We start from the raw sequence: 14309 nt of genomic DNA, 5'->3' as shown, positions 1-14309 counted from the left end.
TTCTAGCTTTTTATTAAACTACGTTTTTGTTCTACTAATGGCATAACTTGCTTTGAAAATCGTTCCATTTCTTCTAGTTGAGGTGAAAATTGTAATAATAATAAGTCTAAGCCAGCTTCTTCATATTGTAAAATTCGGTCTGCAATTAACTCTGGTGTTCCTACTAGATTTGCTCTAAGACCACGATTTGAAACTGAGTAATCTTGTAATTGTATTTGTTGTTCTAATTGTGATTTTGTCGTGAAGTCTTTAAAACCAGCATAACCGCTTGAATCTTTCACTGTTGTAATTTTTTCAAGCTCAGCCAAAGCCTCTTCTTCTGTATCTCTACAAATAACATAAGCAGCCATACCGAAAGAACTTAAAGGTGCATTGCCAGTTTGTTCACGGCGTACTTTCATATCTGTTACTTTCTGATTAATTTCTTCAACTGTTCCACCGTGCATCACATAAGCGTCACATTTTTCAACAATTGTTTGCTTACCTTTTTCACTTTCACCACCTGCATAAAGAATCGGGTTTGGTCTTTGTACAGGTTTTGGAGCAAGTTTCGTATCTTTTAAGTCGTAAAATTTTCCTGAATAATTGAACGTTTCTTCTGTCCATAAGCCTTTTAGGACATCAATAAACTCCTCTGTACGGGCATAGCGTTCATCATGTTCTGTAAAAATACCGCCATATTGACGAGCTTCTTCTGCCCACCATGCAGAAACGACGTTTAGCGTAAAACGGCCGTTACTGATTTGATCGATATTAGCAGCCATTTTTGCTGTTACTGCAGGATTATGAAAACCTGGACGAATCGCGGTCATAATTTCGATTTTTTCCGTTACTGCAGCAAGTGCCGCTGCTGTTGACCAAGCTTCAAGTGAATCATGCTCTGGACCTTTAATATCGTTTAAATATAATTCAGCAATTAAAGTAGTCGAATATCCCCATCTTTCAGCTGATTGAATGACCTCTTTAGCATATTCAAATGTTGGTGGCATGCTTTCGTCATCTACATTACGTAACCATCCTCCAAAAATCGGTAACCAAAAACCATATTTCATTTCTATTCTCTCCTTCACCCTCTAAATTGTCTAGTTTTCGCATTGGTTAAGTTGGGTTTAGTTTTATGAAATTCGTCTCAAAATCAAGATACTACGAGTAATGTCAACCTCCAATGTAAATCATTACGAATACAAAAAGCCTCTTTCATTCAGAAAGAGGCATCGGAAACAAATGTTTTCGACTTATCTATCAGAATGATTTCATTCTGCAGGAAGTGGCACCGTTCCTAAATAAGGAGGTTGCCGGACGTCATAGGGCCTGATCCCTCGGTCACTCTCGATAAGTTTGAATTATGTAATTTCTTTAAGTGAATCATAAATCCTAGTAAACAGATTGTCAATACGGGGAATTAAACATTTTTATTAAGATAGCGCTTTCTTCGATGTATTTATTAGAAAAAATAAAATTTTACAATTATTCATTGCCATTAAATCGAAGTTAATACATCGTACCAGTTCCCTTTAGTTTCACTTCTGTTTTTACTCGAAATTTAAGTTTCGGATAAATTTCTTTCCACTTATTTATTTCTTTTTTTGTCACTCCGTATTTTGCTTGATAGTTTAACCCAAGTCCAAGTGGATCAACATTTAATTCCTGTAGACGTTCTAGAAATTTTTTTGTTCTTGAGCTCATAATGATTGATGCTTTTTTCTCATACTCTTTCAATTCTCTATCTTGATGTAGTGTCTTTTTAGATTCCTCAATGAATCCTTTTACTTTTATATGAACGTCTAGATATGGCTTTTTATTTTTAGGCATAACAATTTTCATGTCAGTTTTCGTATTTTCAGCACTTATGTAAAATTGATTTTTTCCTTTTCCAACACTAATTAATGTTGTTACTTTGGTATTTAAGAGCTCATTAAGCATCCTTGTTTCATCACGATTTAATACTGCTTTAAATTTTGTTCCTTTAAAAACTGCGGAAGTATTAATTTTAAAGGAACTATCGAACGGTTCAATAATAGGTAAATATGGATCTATACCGTTTTCTATCAATCGCATATAATAATCATTAAGTATCTCTGACATTACATATGGTGACCTATTTGATTCTTCATTAAAAGCTAACACAAGAGCGTTACCCGCTAATCTCTCTGATTTAACCCTCCATGATAAAACTTCTTTTGCAGTAGGTTCTCCTACAGCTACATAAGCAACACCTTGAATATCTGGCCGTTTAATAAACCACTTCATCAAATCAATTTGGTTTTCAACTAGTAGCTCTTTATCGATCACGATTACCCTACATTGAGCAAAATCTAATTTTTTATCTACTAAAGATTGGATTATTCTAATTGCCTCAGAAACTGAGGTTGATTTTTGAGAAATAATTTGAAATTTAGATTTTCCGGCTCCAATTTGTGCTGTAGGGATGGCTAATTTTACTGACACAAGGTAGACGCCATCTTCATCGGTATGATCAATTCCTATCCCTACGACAAAAAAACGTTTATCAACATCGAGTAATTGGCAACCAGACATAAAACTTAATTCCATAATTAGCAACAACGTTAAAATACGTTTCATGCTCTTTGCCTCCGTGATAAGAAAAAAATTAACACTACTAATATGACTTCAGCAGGAAAACGGATATTTTGCCATATTTTAATTAGATCAGATAATTCTCTTTCGTTCGTAAATGTCTGCAGTGTCATCGTAACGGCTCCAAAAAATAGTAAGATCATATATCCATAAAATTTCCTTTTTTTAGCAGGTTTCAAATTATAATTAAAAAACATTCCTTCAAATAGTTTTAAACCAATATGCCATGTTAATATGCTAAATAATAGTGACAACAAAAGGAATATATAAAGCATCAAATATAGCACTCTTTCGATAAACCCATATTCCATTCTTAGAGAATCAGTTATGAAGATCCAAGGAAACACTACATTATTAATCCCTTTAATACCTAAAAAAGCAATTGGGACGAAAAATGTAAAACTAATTACAATGAATCCGATTAAAGGTAAAATCCACACAAATTTAATAACCTTTTTCGTATCAAGATAACGATTAAGGATTGCTAGATTTATATAGCCTGTAAAAAAATAAGTAGCAGCTGAAATAGAACTATAGTTTGGCATTTGCCAAAAATAATGGAGTATTCTTTTAATATGATCGAAATAAAAATATTTGCTTGCCATAGCTTTGTAAACGATAAAAATAACAACTGGAGTGGCTACAAGTACCATTAATTCAATAACGTTGAGGATTGATTTTGTATAACAATTTGCTCCATAAATAACAATAACTAGAAAAAAAGCTAAAACGTATCCCATATTTAACTCAGTATTTAAATACAATACACTAATATAAGTGAACGAAATTAAAACAAAAGCCCCTGAAGCCAACCACATTACGCCTAAAAATGCTAAGTAAATGTTTTTAACAAGTTTAGGTAGTCTATTGTTAAAAATTTCTGGCAATCCTTTATTAGGAAATTTACTTATTCCAATCGTAAACAAATAAATAAATATTCCACCAATCAAAACACTTAACACCATAGATATAAGAGACCCATTAAAACGCTCGCCAATTAAAATCATGGGTACATTGATAATAATGTTCAACATCATTGTTAGCAGTACAGTATAGTAAAAATGACGGGTCAATTAGCTTTGCCCCCCTTTTGGCTTCTCAGTTATCGTTTCAATTTTATCGGAAGTTCCCCAATCAATCGCAAAAAAAGGAGTCCCAAAGCTCCGCTTATTAGCAAAATAACAGATAAGTACAAGCATACCTCCAACTAATCCGACCAACCCAAATAGAGTTGCTAATATAATCAGTGGGTATCTAATACATCTAATTGCGAAACTCATTGCACTGATTGGGACCGTAAAATTAGAAATGGCAACAAATGCAATAATAATAATCATGATGGAACTTACAAGTTGTGCTTGTTGTGCAGCTTGACCAAGTATAAGTCCACCAACAGTCGTAGCAGTTGGGCCAATTACTCGTGGTAGTCTAATACTAGCTTCAACTAACATTTCAACAGCTAACATCATAAAAAGCACTTCAAAAAATGATGGATAAGGAACTCCTGCCCTACTACCTGCAATCGTCAAAGTAAGTTGGGACCTTAATATTTCCGGGTTATACGAGGTAATGGCAATATAAAAAGCTGGTAACACCAATGTTATAATTAGGGCAATATATCTAATTGTTTGCAAAAGTTTTTTTATCCAGAATGAATGATATAAGTCATCCATTGCAGAGATAAAATCAAAAAATACCGTAGGCGTACTCAAAGCAAATGGCGTTCCATCCATAACAATAGCAACTTTACCTTGGGCAAGATTGTAAACAGTTCGATCAGGTCTTTCTGTTATCATCATTGTAGGAAATAAATGAATCTTTTTATCAGAAAGTTTCCTTTCTAATTGACCAACTGCTAGTATTACATCCATCTTTACCCTCTTAATACGACTTTTTAATTCATCAATTACCTTTTGATCTGCATAATTAGAATCATAAAGTATTGCTATATTTGTTTTTGTGATTGTTCCAACTGTTTGATACTCAATGCTTAATTTATTGGAAGGATATCTTTTACGAATTATCGCTATATTTGTACTGAGGTCATGTGAAAAAGCTTTTTGTGGCCCTTGGACCGATGTTTCTACTGAAGCTTCTTCAGATTGAGTATTCATAGCACGAATCGCATTAAAAGAATAAATCCCATTGGATATGAAAATTAACACATTACCAGAAATTATATATTCACCTAAATACCTTTTGTTTTGAATCGACTCACAGTTAGATAAGGAGAGTAAGTGTAAAAGAAATTTACTTTCTTTATCACAAAGCATAAGTGGTTGGATGATATCAGTTTTAATTTTATCCGCGTCACATAGATCTTGAAGATAGATCAAACAAATTTGTTGTTCATAATATTCAAATGAATGGACAATTAAATCTTTTGCTCCCTCAAATTCTTGCTTAAGCGCATTTATTACGGCAAGTTGACTTCTCATCTTATGCTCCCCTCCTTTTATTTCTTTTCATATTTTTTTAGTATGTCAAATTAATGTATATCCATTCTATTCAAATTCCTGTTTTTCCCTTTCTTGGATAGATAAAAATAGCTATTTTGCTTTTTCTTAATGACTTAGACCTTTTGAGCATACTAAATTCAGATTCTTGCTTTGTTTATACTCATGAACCTTTTATGAGTTAATTTAAGGATCTTGCTTTTTTCCTTAGCATTTACTCTTTATGAGTTACCACATTTCGGTTTTCTGCTTTTTTACTTACTCACAAATCCTATCTTACTAAAACAAAAAAACCAACAAATCGTTGGGTTAGTTACATTACTTATAAATTATTAATTTCATTAGCAGTATTGACTCCTGCTTCAATTCAATTCCTCCTTGGATCCATCCAGGAAAAGATGATGAGTGAGCTCCTCCGAAATGAATTCTTCCTTCTGGAGAACTAATATAGGGACCGAGCTCTTTTTGTTGAATCGTTTATACATAACAAATGCACCACCGGAAAATGAAAATTGTGTCCAGCTCTGCGAACCTATCCATTTAGCTGTTAAATAAGTAACACAATGTATAGCTTCCTAAGTAAACGCCTATTAGCTCATTTAAATAAATAGTATAAAATACTCAAATGGTTCAATAATAATTTTTGTACCTACCTCTTTATAAGGAGATTAGTATGAATTTATTTGAGAAAGGAAGTAAGTTAATAATGGGAGTATTAAGTGGAAATCCACAAAATGAACCTTTACATTATGGAGAAGTTTACGGTCTATGGACTAACCTATCAACTACTAAAGCTGGCGTAGATACTTACCAAGTTTATATTAACCATACTGGTGATGAAGAGTTAAAAGCATTTTTAAAACAAGTAATTGAAAGTTCAATGAAACCTGCAATTAAAGAAATTGAAGAAGTACTTTTACATAATGATATTGCAGTCCCTCCTACTCCATCAGAACGACCAGAAGCAGATTTGGAACAAATTCCAGCTGGAGCTAGATTTCAAGATGCTCAAATCGCTTACATGGTTGCTGCTGCAATAGCAGCTGGAGTTACAGCTGATGCATCATTAATGAGCCAATCAATTCGCGAAGATATTGGTACTATGTTTGCTAGTTTCGGTGCTAAAAAAGCGAAAGATGGTGCTGCACTACTGCAAATAATGAAAACAAAAGGTTGGTTAGTTCCACCACCACTTCACTTTGAAACAAAACAACAACAACATTAAAAAATTGTCCACCTATAAAATTAGGTGGACTCAGACTGTTGACAAACGCTTGCTTTCTTCGTTGCTTCGCCTGTCTGCGGTGCTCATTACCGTCTAGGGTAACTCCTCTCCTCACCATGCTTCGCGCCTCGAAAGAAAAACGCTTGCAATCAGTCTGAAACTCAAGTTTTTTGTACTTTGTCTACACACTGTGTCCACCTATAAAATTAGGTGGACTTTTTTAGTTTATTGGTTCAATCTTATTGCAATTTGGTTGTTATATTATGAATGAAGTCATATTTTCTAGTCAAAGGATAGAGTGCACAGCTTGCCTAGGACTTGCTTGATATAGATGGTCCACACTCATATCAGCACCTACACATTTTTTCAATATTTTTCAATCGCTAAGAAAGGTAATTACCAATCAATACTTTCTCCATCTCTAAAAAATTCTCCGTTAGGTCTTGTCTCTAAAACCTCTAGGATTTTTTATAATCTGTTTTATTTATTTACGTACTAGAGTAGTAAAAAAGTGTAATATAGTTATCATATTTTTTATCGCCTGTAAGATTCGAGATATTGTCACACTTTTTTTATTTTTTAATATATTATTTTGTTAAAATTTAATTAAATTTTAGTAAAATTTTAATAATCGAAAAAGGAGAAAAGATGTGAAAAAATATTTTTACTCATTTTTGGTACTACTATTAGTTTTTTAATTTTGTAAAACCAGTATTTGCAAATGAGGAAAGTTTTAATAATAATGGTATTTTTAAAGATTACAATGAGGAAGAAAATGTGTTAGTAGTAGATGATTCTATGACTAATAGTGAGCAGAAAGCTATAATCGATATCCAGTGCTATTGTCACTGCAATCGGTGAGCCAGGCATAACGATTGGAATCTCACAAACTAAAAGTGTAGCTACTACAATCAGTTCTAGCTATGGTGCTAGTAATTCAGCATTAACTGCTTCAATAGGATGGGATGTTACCAAAAGTACCTCTGTTTTAATTTCCGGTTCAGTGAAAGTACCTAGTACAGTAAATGGTAAAAAAGTTGCTAAATTGGCATTAAAAGCATACCCCGTCTACAAAACTAAAAAATTCGATGTTCATAAAATGCCTTGGTATTCAATTTATTGGAATTTGGAAGGCACAGGTACGGCTAAAAAGGCTAATGGAGTGGAATATAAAAAAACGTATACTTATAAATAATTATTGAGGTTATTAAAAATGAAAAAAAACTACTTATATTTATTTTTAATGTTGATTATACTTATTGGAAGTTTAAAGATTCCTAGTATATTAGAATCGACCTACCCATTTGGTAAAGATGATATGGGACAAGCTTTTTATAATATAAAATATTTAGTACAAAATTTGTTTTATTTAGTTTTTATAATCTTTATTAATATAATATTACTGATACTTTTTTTAAATAATAAAAAGTAAATGCTGTCTCTGGAAAATCTCGTTCATTTGGTTTACCAACAAAAGAAAATATTAACTGCTTACAAGCTAGATGTTGAAAAAAGTGCATTTTCACAATATAGAATAATGCACTTCTTTTTCAATATGTTTCAATCACAAAGATTAATAGTTACCAATCAATTCTTTCTCCATCTCTAAAAAATTCTCCATTAGGTCCATCATTTCCAATTGTCGCTAACCAAATAATAGACTTGGCAGCTTGCTCAGGAGTTCTTGGGGCAGATGGTTCACCCATATCAGTACTTACCCATCCCGGATCGACGGCATTTATTTTAATGTCTCCTTTGATTTCTGCAGCTAACAATCTAGTCAATCCATTTAGGGGAAGTTTCGATAGCTTATAAGCTCCTACTTCTGGATATGCCATTTCACTCATCGCTCCATATTCTGAAGAAACATTAATAATTCTTCCATAACCTTGTTTCTCCATAATAGGAATAAAGGTACGAATCACATGGTATGCCCCGAAAAAGTTGGTTGTCATCGTTTTCTCGAGAATTGTAGGTTCCATCTTTAATAAGTCTTTATCTTCATGAAAAATTACGCCAGCATTATTAATCAATACATCTATTCTTCCAAACTTCTAATTAAGTATAGTGGCGGCGTTATTGATACTTTCTTGATTGTTTATATTCATCTCTATAAAGGAAACGTCTAGATTGAAATCATTAAATTTCTGAGCTATTTTTTCCCCCTTTTTAGGATCACGGCTTGTTAAAATCACCTCAAAACCATTCAAAGCCAATTGTTGGACTAGCTCATATCCAATTCCTCGATTTCCGCCAGTTACAAGTGCAATTCTTTTTTCGTGTAACATATTGATCCTCCCTTTATAGTTAAGCTGTATAACAAAATAAATGAACACCAAGATTCACAAATACACATATCACTTTTGATGGCATTTATTACTTAGTAACGAAATTTCCTATTTTTTTACTTTTAAAAATATCTTCTGTTCCTGCTTCCAAAGCAGTCTTGTAATATGAACATTTATGCTGGATTATTTCCATTGTTCTTTTTAATTCTTCCATCTGTGCTTCTACACTAGCTTTTCTTTCCAAAAACATGTCATATCTTTGTTGTAATGTGGAGTCCCCATCAGAACACCATTCAATGAAATTTTTAATTTCCTTAATAGGCATTCCAGTCGCTTTCAAACATTCTATTATTTTTAAAGCTTCTATATCGGATTCTTTAAACACGCGTATTCCACTAGTTGTCCGTTCTACAAATGGCATTAAGCCTTCTTTATCGTAATATCTCAAAGCATATACTGTAAGATTCAATTCCTTTGCTACTTCGCCGATTGAATATGTCTTCAATATTAATCTTCCTTTCATTTAGATCTAGACCTCGAGTTAACTCTATTATTATGAATGGATTTTATCACGTTATTTTTTTGATGTCATTTTTAAGTACACAAAAGTTCTTCATTTATAAAAATTTAATTTAATCACTTGACCTAGAGTTAACTCGAGGGAATATCATTGTGGTGAAAGAGAATTGAATTATTCACATCGAATGTTTAATTTGTTTTCTTGAAAAATAATTTTATGGAGGTTTTATTATGATAACTGCAAAAGCAAGAGCTGTAGATGGTCCTGACAAATCCTTTCGAGTTGCTGAAATCAAACGACGTGATCTTGATTTAAATGATGTTCTAATTGAAATTAAATATGCTGGAATATGCCATTCTGACATTCATACTGCACATGGAGAATGGGGTCATGTGCACTACCCACTAGTACCAGGACATGAGATTGCTGGAATAGTTACAGATGTAGGTGCAGAAGTAACAAAATACAAGGTTGGTGACAGAGTTGGAGTAGGCTGTATGGTAGACTCATGTGGCCATTGTGAAAACTGTCGTAAAGGAGAAGAACAATATTGTCTCAAAGGAAATACTCCCACTTATGCTGGTGTTGACAAATACGGCGAGCCAACTCAGGGTGGTTATTCAACCCACATTGTAGTAACGGAGGATTTCGTAGTTAGAATTCCTGATAACATTGAACTAGGTGCTGCTGCACCATTACTTTGTGCTGGTATTACTACATATTCACCATTAAACCATTGGGGAGCAGGACCAGGTAAAAAGATAGCTGTAATTGGTATGGGCGGTCTTGGTCATATGGCTGTAAAAATTGCAAATGCAATGGGTGCAGAAGTAACCGTTCTATCACAAACATTGAACAAAAAAGAAGATGGCTTACAATTTGGAGCAAGCCACTACTATGCTACAAACGATGCAGGAACATTTGAAAAGCTTGCAGGAACTTTCGACTTAGTTATTAACACTGTAAGTGCAAAGATTAATTTGGATGCCTATTTAAGATTATTAACTCTTGATGGTACGTTAGTAAATGTCGGTGCTCCAGCAGAGCCGTTGTCACTAAGTGTTTTTTCACTTATAGGACATCGTCGCTCATTTGCAGGTTCAATGATTGGAGGAATTCGTGAAACTCAGGAGATGTTAAACTTCTGTGGAGAACATAATATAGTTCCTAATATAGAAGTTATTTCTGCTGATCAAATTGACGAAGCATACAAGCGAGTTCTAGCTTCTGATGTGAAGTATCGATTTGTTATCGACACTAGCACTATGTAAGTTTTAATTTTTTCTCGAGATGTCCTAAAATCATTGCTTTTATGGCATCTTTTTTAATATGAAATGCCTAAGTAAAACTGTCTTATAATCACGACTAACTGTTTAACGGTTAAAAATATAAATTATAGGAGGAAGTAATAATGATAAAACATGAAGAAGTTAAGAATGGTGTCATATTCCCTGTTGGCGATAAAAATGAAGCTTACGCACAATTTTTTGTAGGACAAAGTTATCTTAAAACCTTAATTGCCGATCCTAAAGTGAATGTTGGTGTTGGGAACGTGACCTTTGAACCTGGTTGTAGAAATAATTGGCATATCCATCATGATGGATTTCAAATTTTATTAGTAACCGGCGGAGAGGGTTGGTACCAAGAAGAAGGTAAACCCGCTCAATTCTTAAAGGCTGGTGATGTGATTGTTACTCACGATGGTGTGAAACACTGGCATGGTGCTGCAAAGGATAGTTGGTTTGAACATATTGCCATAACTGCAGGTACACCAAAGTGGTTGGAATCTGTTTCAGACGAAGAGTATGAAAATTTAACCAAATAAATTTTATAAACTAGCGCAAAAAAACCCCTGTATTACAAAAGGATTTTTAAAAATAGTCTATCGTCTAAATACTTTTTCTTCAATTTTAATATATTGTAATATGCATTTTCTTACCAAATATTACCTTTCCAAAAGAGGGACTACGGTTTCTCTTTTTTTATTTAAAATCTTTGGAAATATATACCAAGAAAAAAGTACAGACTGAAAGTATTCCCCACCCTGTACTTCGTCATTTTATTTCATGCGTTTTTTATATACCTTCATCGAAATTACATAAAACAAAATACCAATTGCCACTAACCATATTAATGCTGTTACAATCGCACCAAAGTCCGGCTGCCCAGCTAAAAGGGAACGTACACTTTCGGCAATTGGTGTCATTGGCTGATTTTCGGCAAAAGCTCGAAGTTTGCTACCCATATTATTTGTTGGAACAAAAGCAGAACTTACAAACATTAAGCCCATTAGCAGATATGAGAACACGCTCGCACCTTCATACGATTTTGACATTAGCCCGCATGCTACTGCAATCCAAGTGAAAGAAAATACCGTAAGCAGGATCATACCAGCTGCTAATAACCATTCCACAAAATTAGCGTGAGGACGGAATCCCATGATAAATGAAATGAGAATCACTGCAGCAACTGATAATATGTTTAATAGTAAAGTTGAGATGACATGCCCTCCCAATATCGATGATTTGGCGATTGGCATGGAATGGAATCGATCAAAGATCCCTCTAGTCATGTCTGTATTCACTCGAACTGCTGTATAGGAAATCCCCATTCCAATACACATAAGCAACACACCTGGTACGATAAAATTCACATAATCTACTTTATCCATTGTCATTGCACTACCGAAAATATAGACAAAAGCAAGCATAAGCATAATCGGCATAAGAATCGTTGTGATAATTGTGTCAATACTTCGAAGTGAATGCTTCATCACCCGAGTACTCATTGTAATGGTATCGCTGAAAAAATGGTTTCCACTCATTACTATTCTCCTTTCTTTCCGGTAACAGCGAGGAAAATTTCCTCAAGGTTCGGTTGTTTTTCCACGTATTCCACTTTTTTAGGTGGAAGAATTGCTTTTAATTCATCTAATGTTCCTTGAACAAGAATCTTTCCTTCATGTAAAATCGCAATGCGATCAGCTAGTTGTTCGGCTTCTTCTAAATACTGGGTAGTGAGAAAAACGGTAATACCAGCATTCGCCATATCACGAATCACTTCCCACAAAGCTAACCGTGCTTCAGGGTCAAGTCCAACAGAAGGCTCATCAAGAAAAACAAGTTCAGGAGACCCAAGTACTGTCATTGCTAAATCCAAGCGTCGTTTCATACCGCCTGAATAAGTAGCAAGAGCACGATTACCAGCTTCAACTAAATCAAAACGTCGTAGACTTTCTTCCACAGCTTCTTTCCGATTAGGTAAGTGGCGAAGTTTTGCTACTAGATCGAGATTTTCACGTCCTGTCAAAATATCATCTACTGCAACGTTTTGTCCCGTTAGACTAATTTTTTCACGTACTTGTTGTGGGTTTGTTTGAAGGTTGGCATTACAAACTTCAATTTCCCCTTTATCCGCTTGTAATAATGTAGTCAAAATTTTAATGATAGTTGTTTTACCGGCACCATTAGACCCTAGTAAAGCGAAGACAGTGCCTTTTTCTACATCAAAATCTACACCTTTGAGAACTTCAATTTCCTTGAAGGATTTTTTTAGCCCTTTCACTGAAATTGCTATATTGCTCATAATTATTTCCCTCCCATATATGAAGTTGAAGGCGCGTTTCACTGCGTCCTTGCGCCTTCAACTATTTTTGTATATATCAAGCTTATTTTTTCTTACCCACACGATCTAGAATGCTTTTGTTCAAATTATTGCGTAACTTATCATCCCATCTTTTCGCTTGATCGGTAAGTCCATTAGCAAATGCTGTCAAGTCTTCTCCCGTTACTTCCAATACGTCTTTACCATCTGCCGCACCAGCTTCAAACAAATCAATGAGATCATATTGGATTCTCAGCATATCCATGCCACTTCCAGAGGCGAAACTCCACATATAATTGCAGATTGTTTTGTAGGCTTCTGAGTAGTTTCCAGGCAAAGCTTCCACACGCGCCATCATTTCTTTGTACTCTTTTTTGTCATCAAGTATCTTTTTGATAAAATTTATCATGATCTTTAGCCCCCTAATTTATTTTTTATTCGTCCATATTTTTACTTGTTGTTCTACTCTACTCTCAATATCTTTTTTCAAATCTACTTGCTTTCCTAATATACTTGCCGATTCTCCATCTAGTTTTGAGAGAGCCATCAATTCGTCAGCAAATGCCGCCACGTCTTCACCCGTAACATCTAGCACATGCTTACCTTCTGCTGAACTTTCTTCAAACAATTCATACAAATTGATGATTTCCTCACCAAATCCATATCCGAAATTCCACATGTATTTTTGAATCTTTTTGAACACAAATGCGTAATCTTTCGGAAGGGCATTTACTTTTTTCATAAATGCTTTATATTCCTTCTTGCTTTCTAAATCGCCAATGATTAGCTCTATAAATTTCTTCATATTACTTCTCCCCTTTTAAGCTATTTATTTTCGATGAAACAAAATCCCATTTTTTCCAAAATTGCTGTAATTCCTCATGCCCAGCTTCCGTTAATGAATAAAACTTACGAGGTGGGCCCATTTCAGAACGTTTTTTCTCGATATTTACTAATTCCTTCTTTTCGAGCCTGATCAGAATCGTATAGACTGTACCTTCGACAACCTCTGTAAAACCTAAATCATTAAGTAGTCGAGTAATCTCGTAGCCGTAAGTATCACCTCGACTGATGATTTCAAGTACACAACCTTCTAACGAACCTTTGAGCATCTCTGTTAAATTTTCCATGACTTACACCTCCTCTATTCGTTGGTTAAATTAGTTTTCGGTCTAAATTGAATAGATAAAACCGTTTTTCAAGCTAATTAGTAATACAGATATTCAGTGTCACTTAGTACCAGTTAAAAAAAATATCTATAGCCTATAGTTCAAGGTTATCATATGATAATTTTTAGATGAACTCTATTTAGCGTTACTGATATTCAGTGTTACTTAGTAATAGTATATTGTATTACTAAGTAGAGAAAATGTGAACCATTTTATAAAAAAATTTATAAAATTTTCAACTATTTAGTATTACAGATATTCAGTATTACTTAGTACCATTACATAGTATCACTAAGTAGCTTTGTAATCAAGTTGTTAACAAAAAAATTTTAAATGCTTTGTTTTATCCTGGAAACGAAGGTTTTTGAGTAAATTTTATATGTACAAGCAAAAGAATATGCAAGGATTTTTCGGAAAGAATAGATGGGTAAATCAAGTTTGAAGAGGTGT

The 14309-nt window shown here is 33.9% G+C and carries 13 protein-coding genes, 1 pseudogene and 1 riboswitch; of the genes and pseudogenes, 3 read left to right on the top strand and 11 right to left on the bottom strand.

The window, feature by feature from the left end; all coding sequences use genetic code 11:
• Nucleotides 1-2: 2 nt before the first annotated feature.
• The 4 genes from ACFVRR_RS01155 to ACFVRR_RS01140 all read right to left on the bottom strand — a co-directional run bounded on the left by ACFVRR_RS01155 (nt 3) and on the right by ACFVRR_RS01140 (nt 5036).
• Nucleotides 3-1052, bottom strand: a complete 1050-nt coding sequence (locus ACFVRR_RS01155) for an LLM class flavin-dependent oxidoreductase (RefSeq protein WP_387323809.1) — start codon at nt 1050-1052, stop codon at nt 3-5.
• 180 nt (nt 1053-1232) lie between these two features.
• Nucleotides 1233-1339: riboswitch (SAM riboswitch) on the bottom strand.
• A 152-nt stretch (nt 1340-1491) separates the two neighbouring features.
• The gene (locus tag ACFVRR_RS01150; RefSeq protein WP_387323807.1) at nt 1492-2583 is read right to left on the bottom strand and encodes a Ger(x)C family spore germination protein; all 1092 of its coding nucleotides are present in this window, start codon (nt 2581-2583) and stop codon (nt 1492-1494) included.
• Nucleotides 2580-3671, bottom strand: a complete 1092-nt coding sequence (locus ACFVRR_RS01145) for a GerAB/ArcD/ProY family transporter (RefSeq protein WP_387323804.1) — start codon at nt 3669-3671, stop codon at nt 2580-2582. Before ACFVRR_RS01145 ends, ACFVRR_RS01150 begins: the two co-directional genes overlap by 4 nt.
• Nucleotides 3672-5036 (bottom strand): spore germination protein, encoded by a 1365-nt coding sequence (locus tag ACFVRR_RS01140; RefSeq protein ID WP_387323802.1) that lies wholly within the window; start codon nt 5034-5036, stop codon nt 3672-3674. It abuts the gene before it with no gap.
• A gap of 691 nt (nt 5037-5727) precedes the next feature.
• Between ACFVRR_RS01140 and ACFVRR_RS01135 the strand changes: the two genes are divergently transcribed.
• Nucleotides 5728-6279: a DUF3231 family protein gene (locus tag ACFVRR_RS01135; protein WP_387323800.1), complete on the top strand. Its 552-nt coding sequence runs from the start codon at nt 5728-5730 to the stop codon at nt 6277-6279.
• 1580 nt (nt 6280-7859) lie between these two features.
• Here ACFVRR_RS01135 and ACFVRR_RS01130 read toward each other — a convergent pair.
• Nucleotides 7860-8567 (bottom strand): annotated as a pseudogene (locus tag ACFVRR_RS01130) (SDR family NAD(P)-dependent oxidoreductase).
• Nucleotides 8568-8655: 88 nt separating this feature from the next.
• Nucleotides 8656-9072, bottom strand: a complete 417-nt coding sequence (locus ACFVRR_RS01125) for a MerR family transcriptional regulator (protein ID WP_387323798.1) — start codon at nt 9070-9072, stop codon at nt 8656-8658.
• Nucleotides 9073-9317: 245 nt separating this feature from the next.
• On the opposite strand from ACFVRR_RS01125, the gene ACFVRR_RS01120 reads away from it, so the two are divergent.
• Both ACFVRR_RS01120 and ACFVRR_RS01115 read left to right on the top strand, forming a co-directional pair.
• Nucleotides 9318-10358 (top strand): NAD(P)-dependent alcohol dehydrogenase, encoded by a 1041-nt coding sequence (locus ACFVRR_RS01120; RefSeq protein ID WP_387323795.1) that lies wholly within the window; start codon nt 9318-9320, stop codon nt 10356-10358.
• Nucleotides 10359-10498: 140 nt separating this feature from the next.
• The gene (locus ACFVRR_RS01115; protein WP_387323793.1) at nt 10499-10912 is read left to right on the top strand and encodes a cupin domain-containing protein; all 414 of its coding nucleotides are present in this window, start codon (nt 10499-10501) and stop codon (nt 10910-10912) included.
• A 234-nt stretch (nt 10913-11146) separates the two neighbouring features.
• Here ACFVRR_RS01115 and ACFVRR_RS01110 read toward each other — a convergent pair whose 3' ends face one another.
• The 5 genes from ACFVRR_RS01110 to ACFVRR_RS01090 all read right to left on the bottom strand — a co-directional run bounded on the left by ACFVRR_RS01110 (nt 11147) and on the right by ACFVRR_RS01090 (nt 13820).
• Nucleotides 11147-11911 (bottom strand): ABC transporter permease, encoded by a 765-nt coding sequence (locus ACFVRR_RS01110; RefSeq protein ID WP_387323791.1) that lies wholly within the window; start codon nt 11909-11911, stop codon nt 11147-11149.
• A gap of 2 nt (nt 11912-11913) precedes the next feature.
• Nucleotides 11914-12672, bottom strand: coding sequence for an ABC transporter ATP-binding protein (locus tag ACFVRR_RS01105; protein ID WP_387323789.1), 759 nt, complete (start codon nt 12670-12672; stop codon nt 11914-11916).
• An 82-nt stretch (nt 12673-12754) separates the two neighbouring features.
• Entirely contained in the window at nt 12755-13099 is a 345-nt protein-coding gene (locus ACFVRR_RS01100; protein ID WP_097976037.1) for a DUF1048 domain-containing protein, read from the bottom strand.
• A gap of 18 nt (nt 13100-13117) precedes the next feature.
• Nucleotides 13118-13495, bottom strand: a complete 378-nt coding sequence (locus tag ACFVRR_RS01095; RefSeq protein WP_387323787.1) for a DUF1048 domain-containing protein — start codon at nt 13493-13495, stop codon at nt 13118-13120.
• Nucleotide 13496: 1 nt separating this feature from the next.
• On the bottom strand, nt 13497-13820 hold the full coding sequence (locus ACFVRR_RS01090) for a PadR family transcriptional regulator (RefSeq protein ID WP_098231526.1): 324 nt from the start codon (nt 13818-13820) through the stop codon (nt 13497-13499).
• Nucleotides 13821-14309 lie beyond the last annotated feature (489 nt).

Source organism: Gottfriedia sp. NPDC057948, assembly GCF_042887255.1.
Lineage (GTDB): Bacteria > Bacillota > Bacilli > Bacillales > Bacillaceae_G > Gottfriedia.
This window is presented reverse-complemented; position numbering and strand designations above follow the sequence as displayed.

Excerpts from the sequence above, each read along its gene's own strand:
- ACFVRR_RS01155 (WP_387323809.1), bottom strand. The coding sequence starts at position 1,052 with ATGAAATATGGTTTTTGGTTACCGATTTTTGGAGGATGGTTACGTAAT.
- ACFVRR_RS01135 (WP_387323800.1), top strand. The coding sequence starts at position 5,728 with ATGAATTTATTTGAGAAAGGAAGTAAGTTAATAATGGGAGTATTAAGT.
- ACFVRR_RS01115 (WP_387323793.1), top strand. The coding sequence starts at position 10,499 with ATGATAAAACATGAAGAAGTTAAGAATGGTGTCATATTCCCTGTTGGC.
- ACFVRR_RS01095 (WP_387323787.1), bottom strand. The coding sequence starts at position 13,495 with ATGAAGAAATTTATAGAGCTAATCATTGGCGATTTAGAAAGCAAGAAG.
- ACFVRR_RS01090 (WP_098231526.1), bottom strand. The coding sequence starts at position 13,820 with ATGGAAAATTTAACAGAGATGCTCAAAGGTTCGTTAGAAGGTTGTGTA.
- ACFVRR_RS01120 (WP_387323795.1), top strand. The coding sequence starts at position 9,318 with ATGATAACTGCAAAAGCAAGAGCTGTAGATGGTCCTGACAAATCCTTT.
- ACFVRR_RS01140 (WP_387323802.1), bottom strand. The coding sequence starts at position 5,036 with ATGAGAAGTCAACTTGCCGTAATAAATGCGCTTAAGCAAGAATTTGAG.
- ACFVRR_RS01100 (WP_097976037.1), bottom strand. The coding sequence starts at position 13,099 with ATGATAAATTTTATCAAAAAGATACTTGATGACAAAAAAGAGTACAAA.
- ACFVRR_RS01110 (WP_387323791.1), bottom strand. The coding sequence starts at position 11,911 with ATGAGTGGAAACCATTTTTTCAGCGATACCATTACAATGAGTACTCGG.
- ACFVRR_RS01105 (WP_387323789.1), bottom strand. The coding sequence starts at position 12,672 with ATGAGCAATATAGCAATTTCAGTGAAAGGGCTAAAAAAATCCTTCAAG.
- ACFVRR_RS01150 (WP_387323807.1), bottom strand. The coding sequence starts at position 2,583 with ATGAAACGTATTTTAACGTTGTTGCTAATTATGGAATTAAGTTTTATG.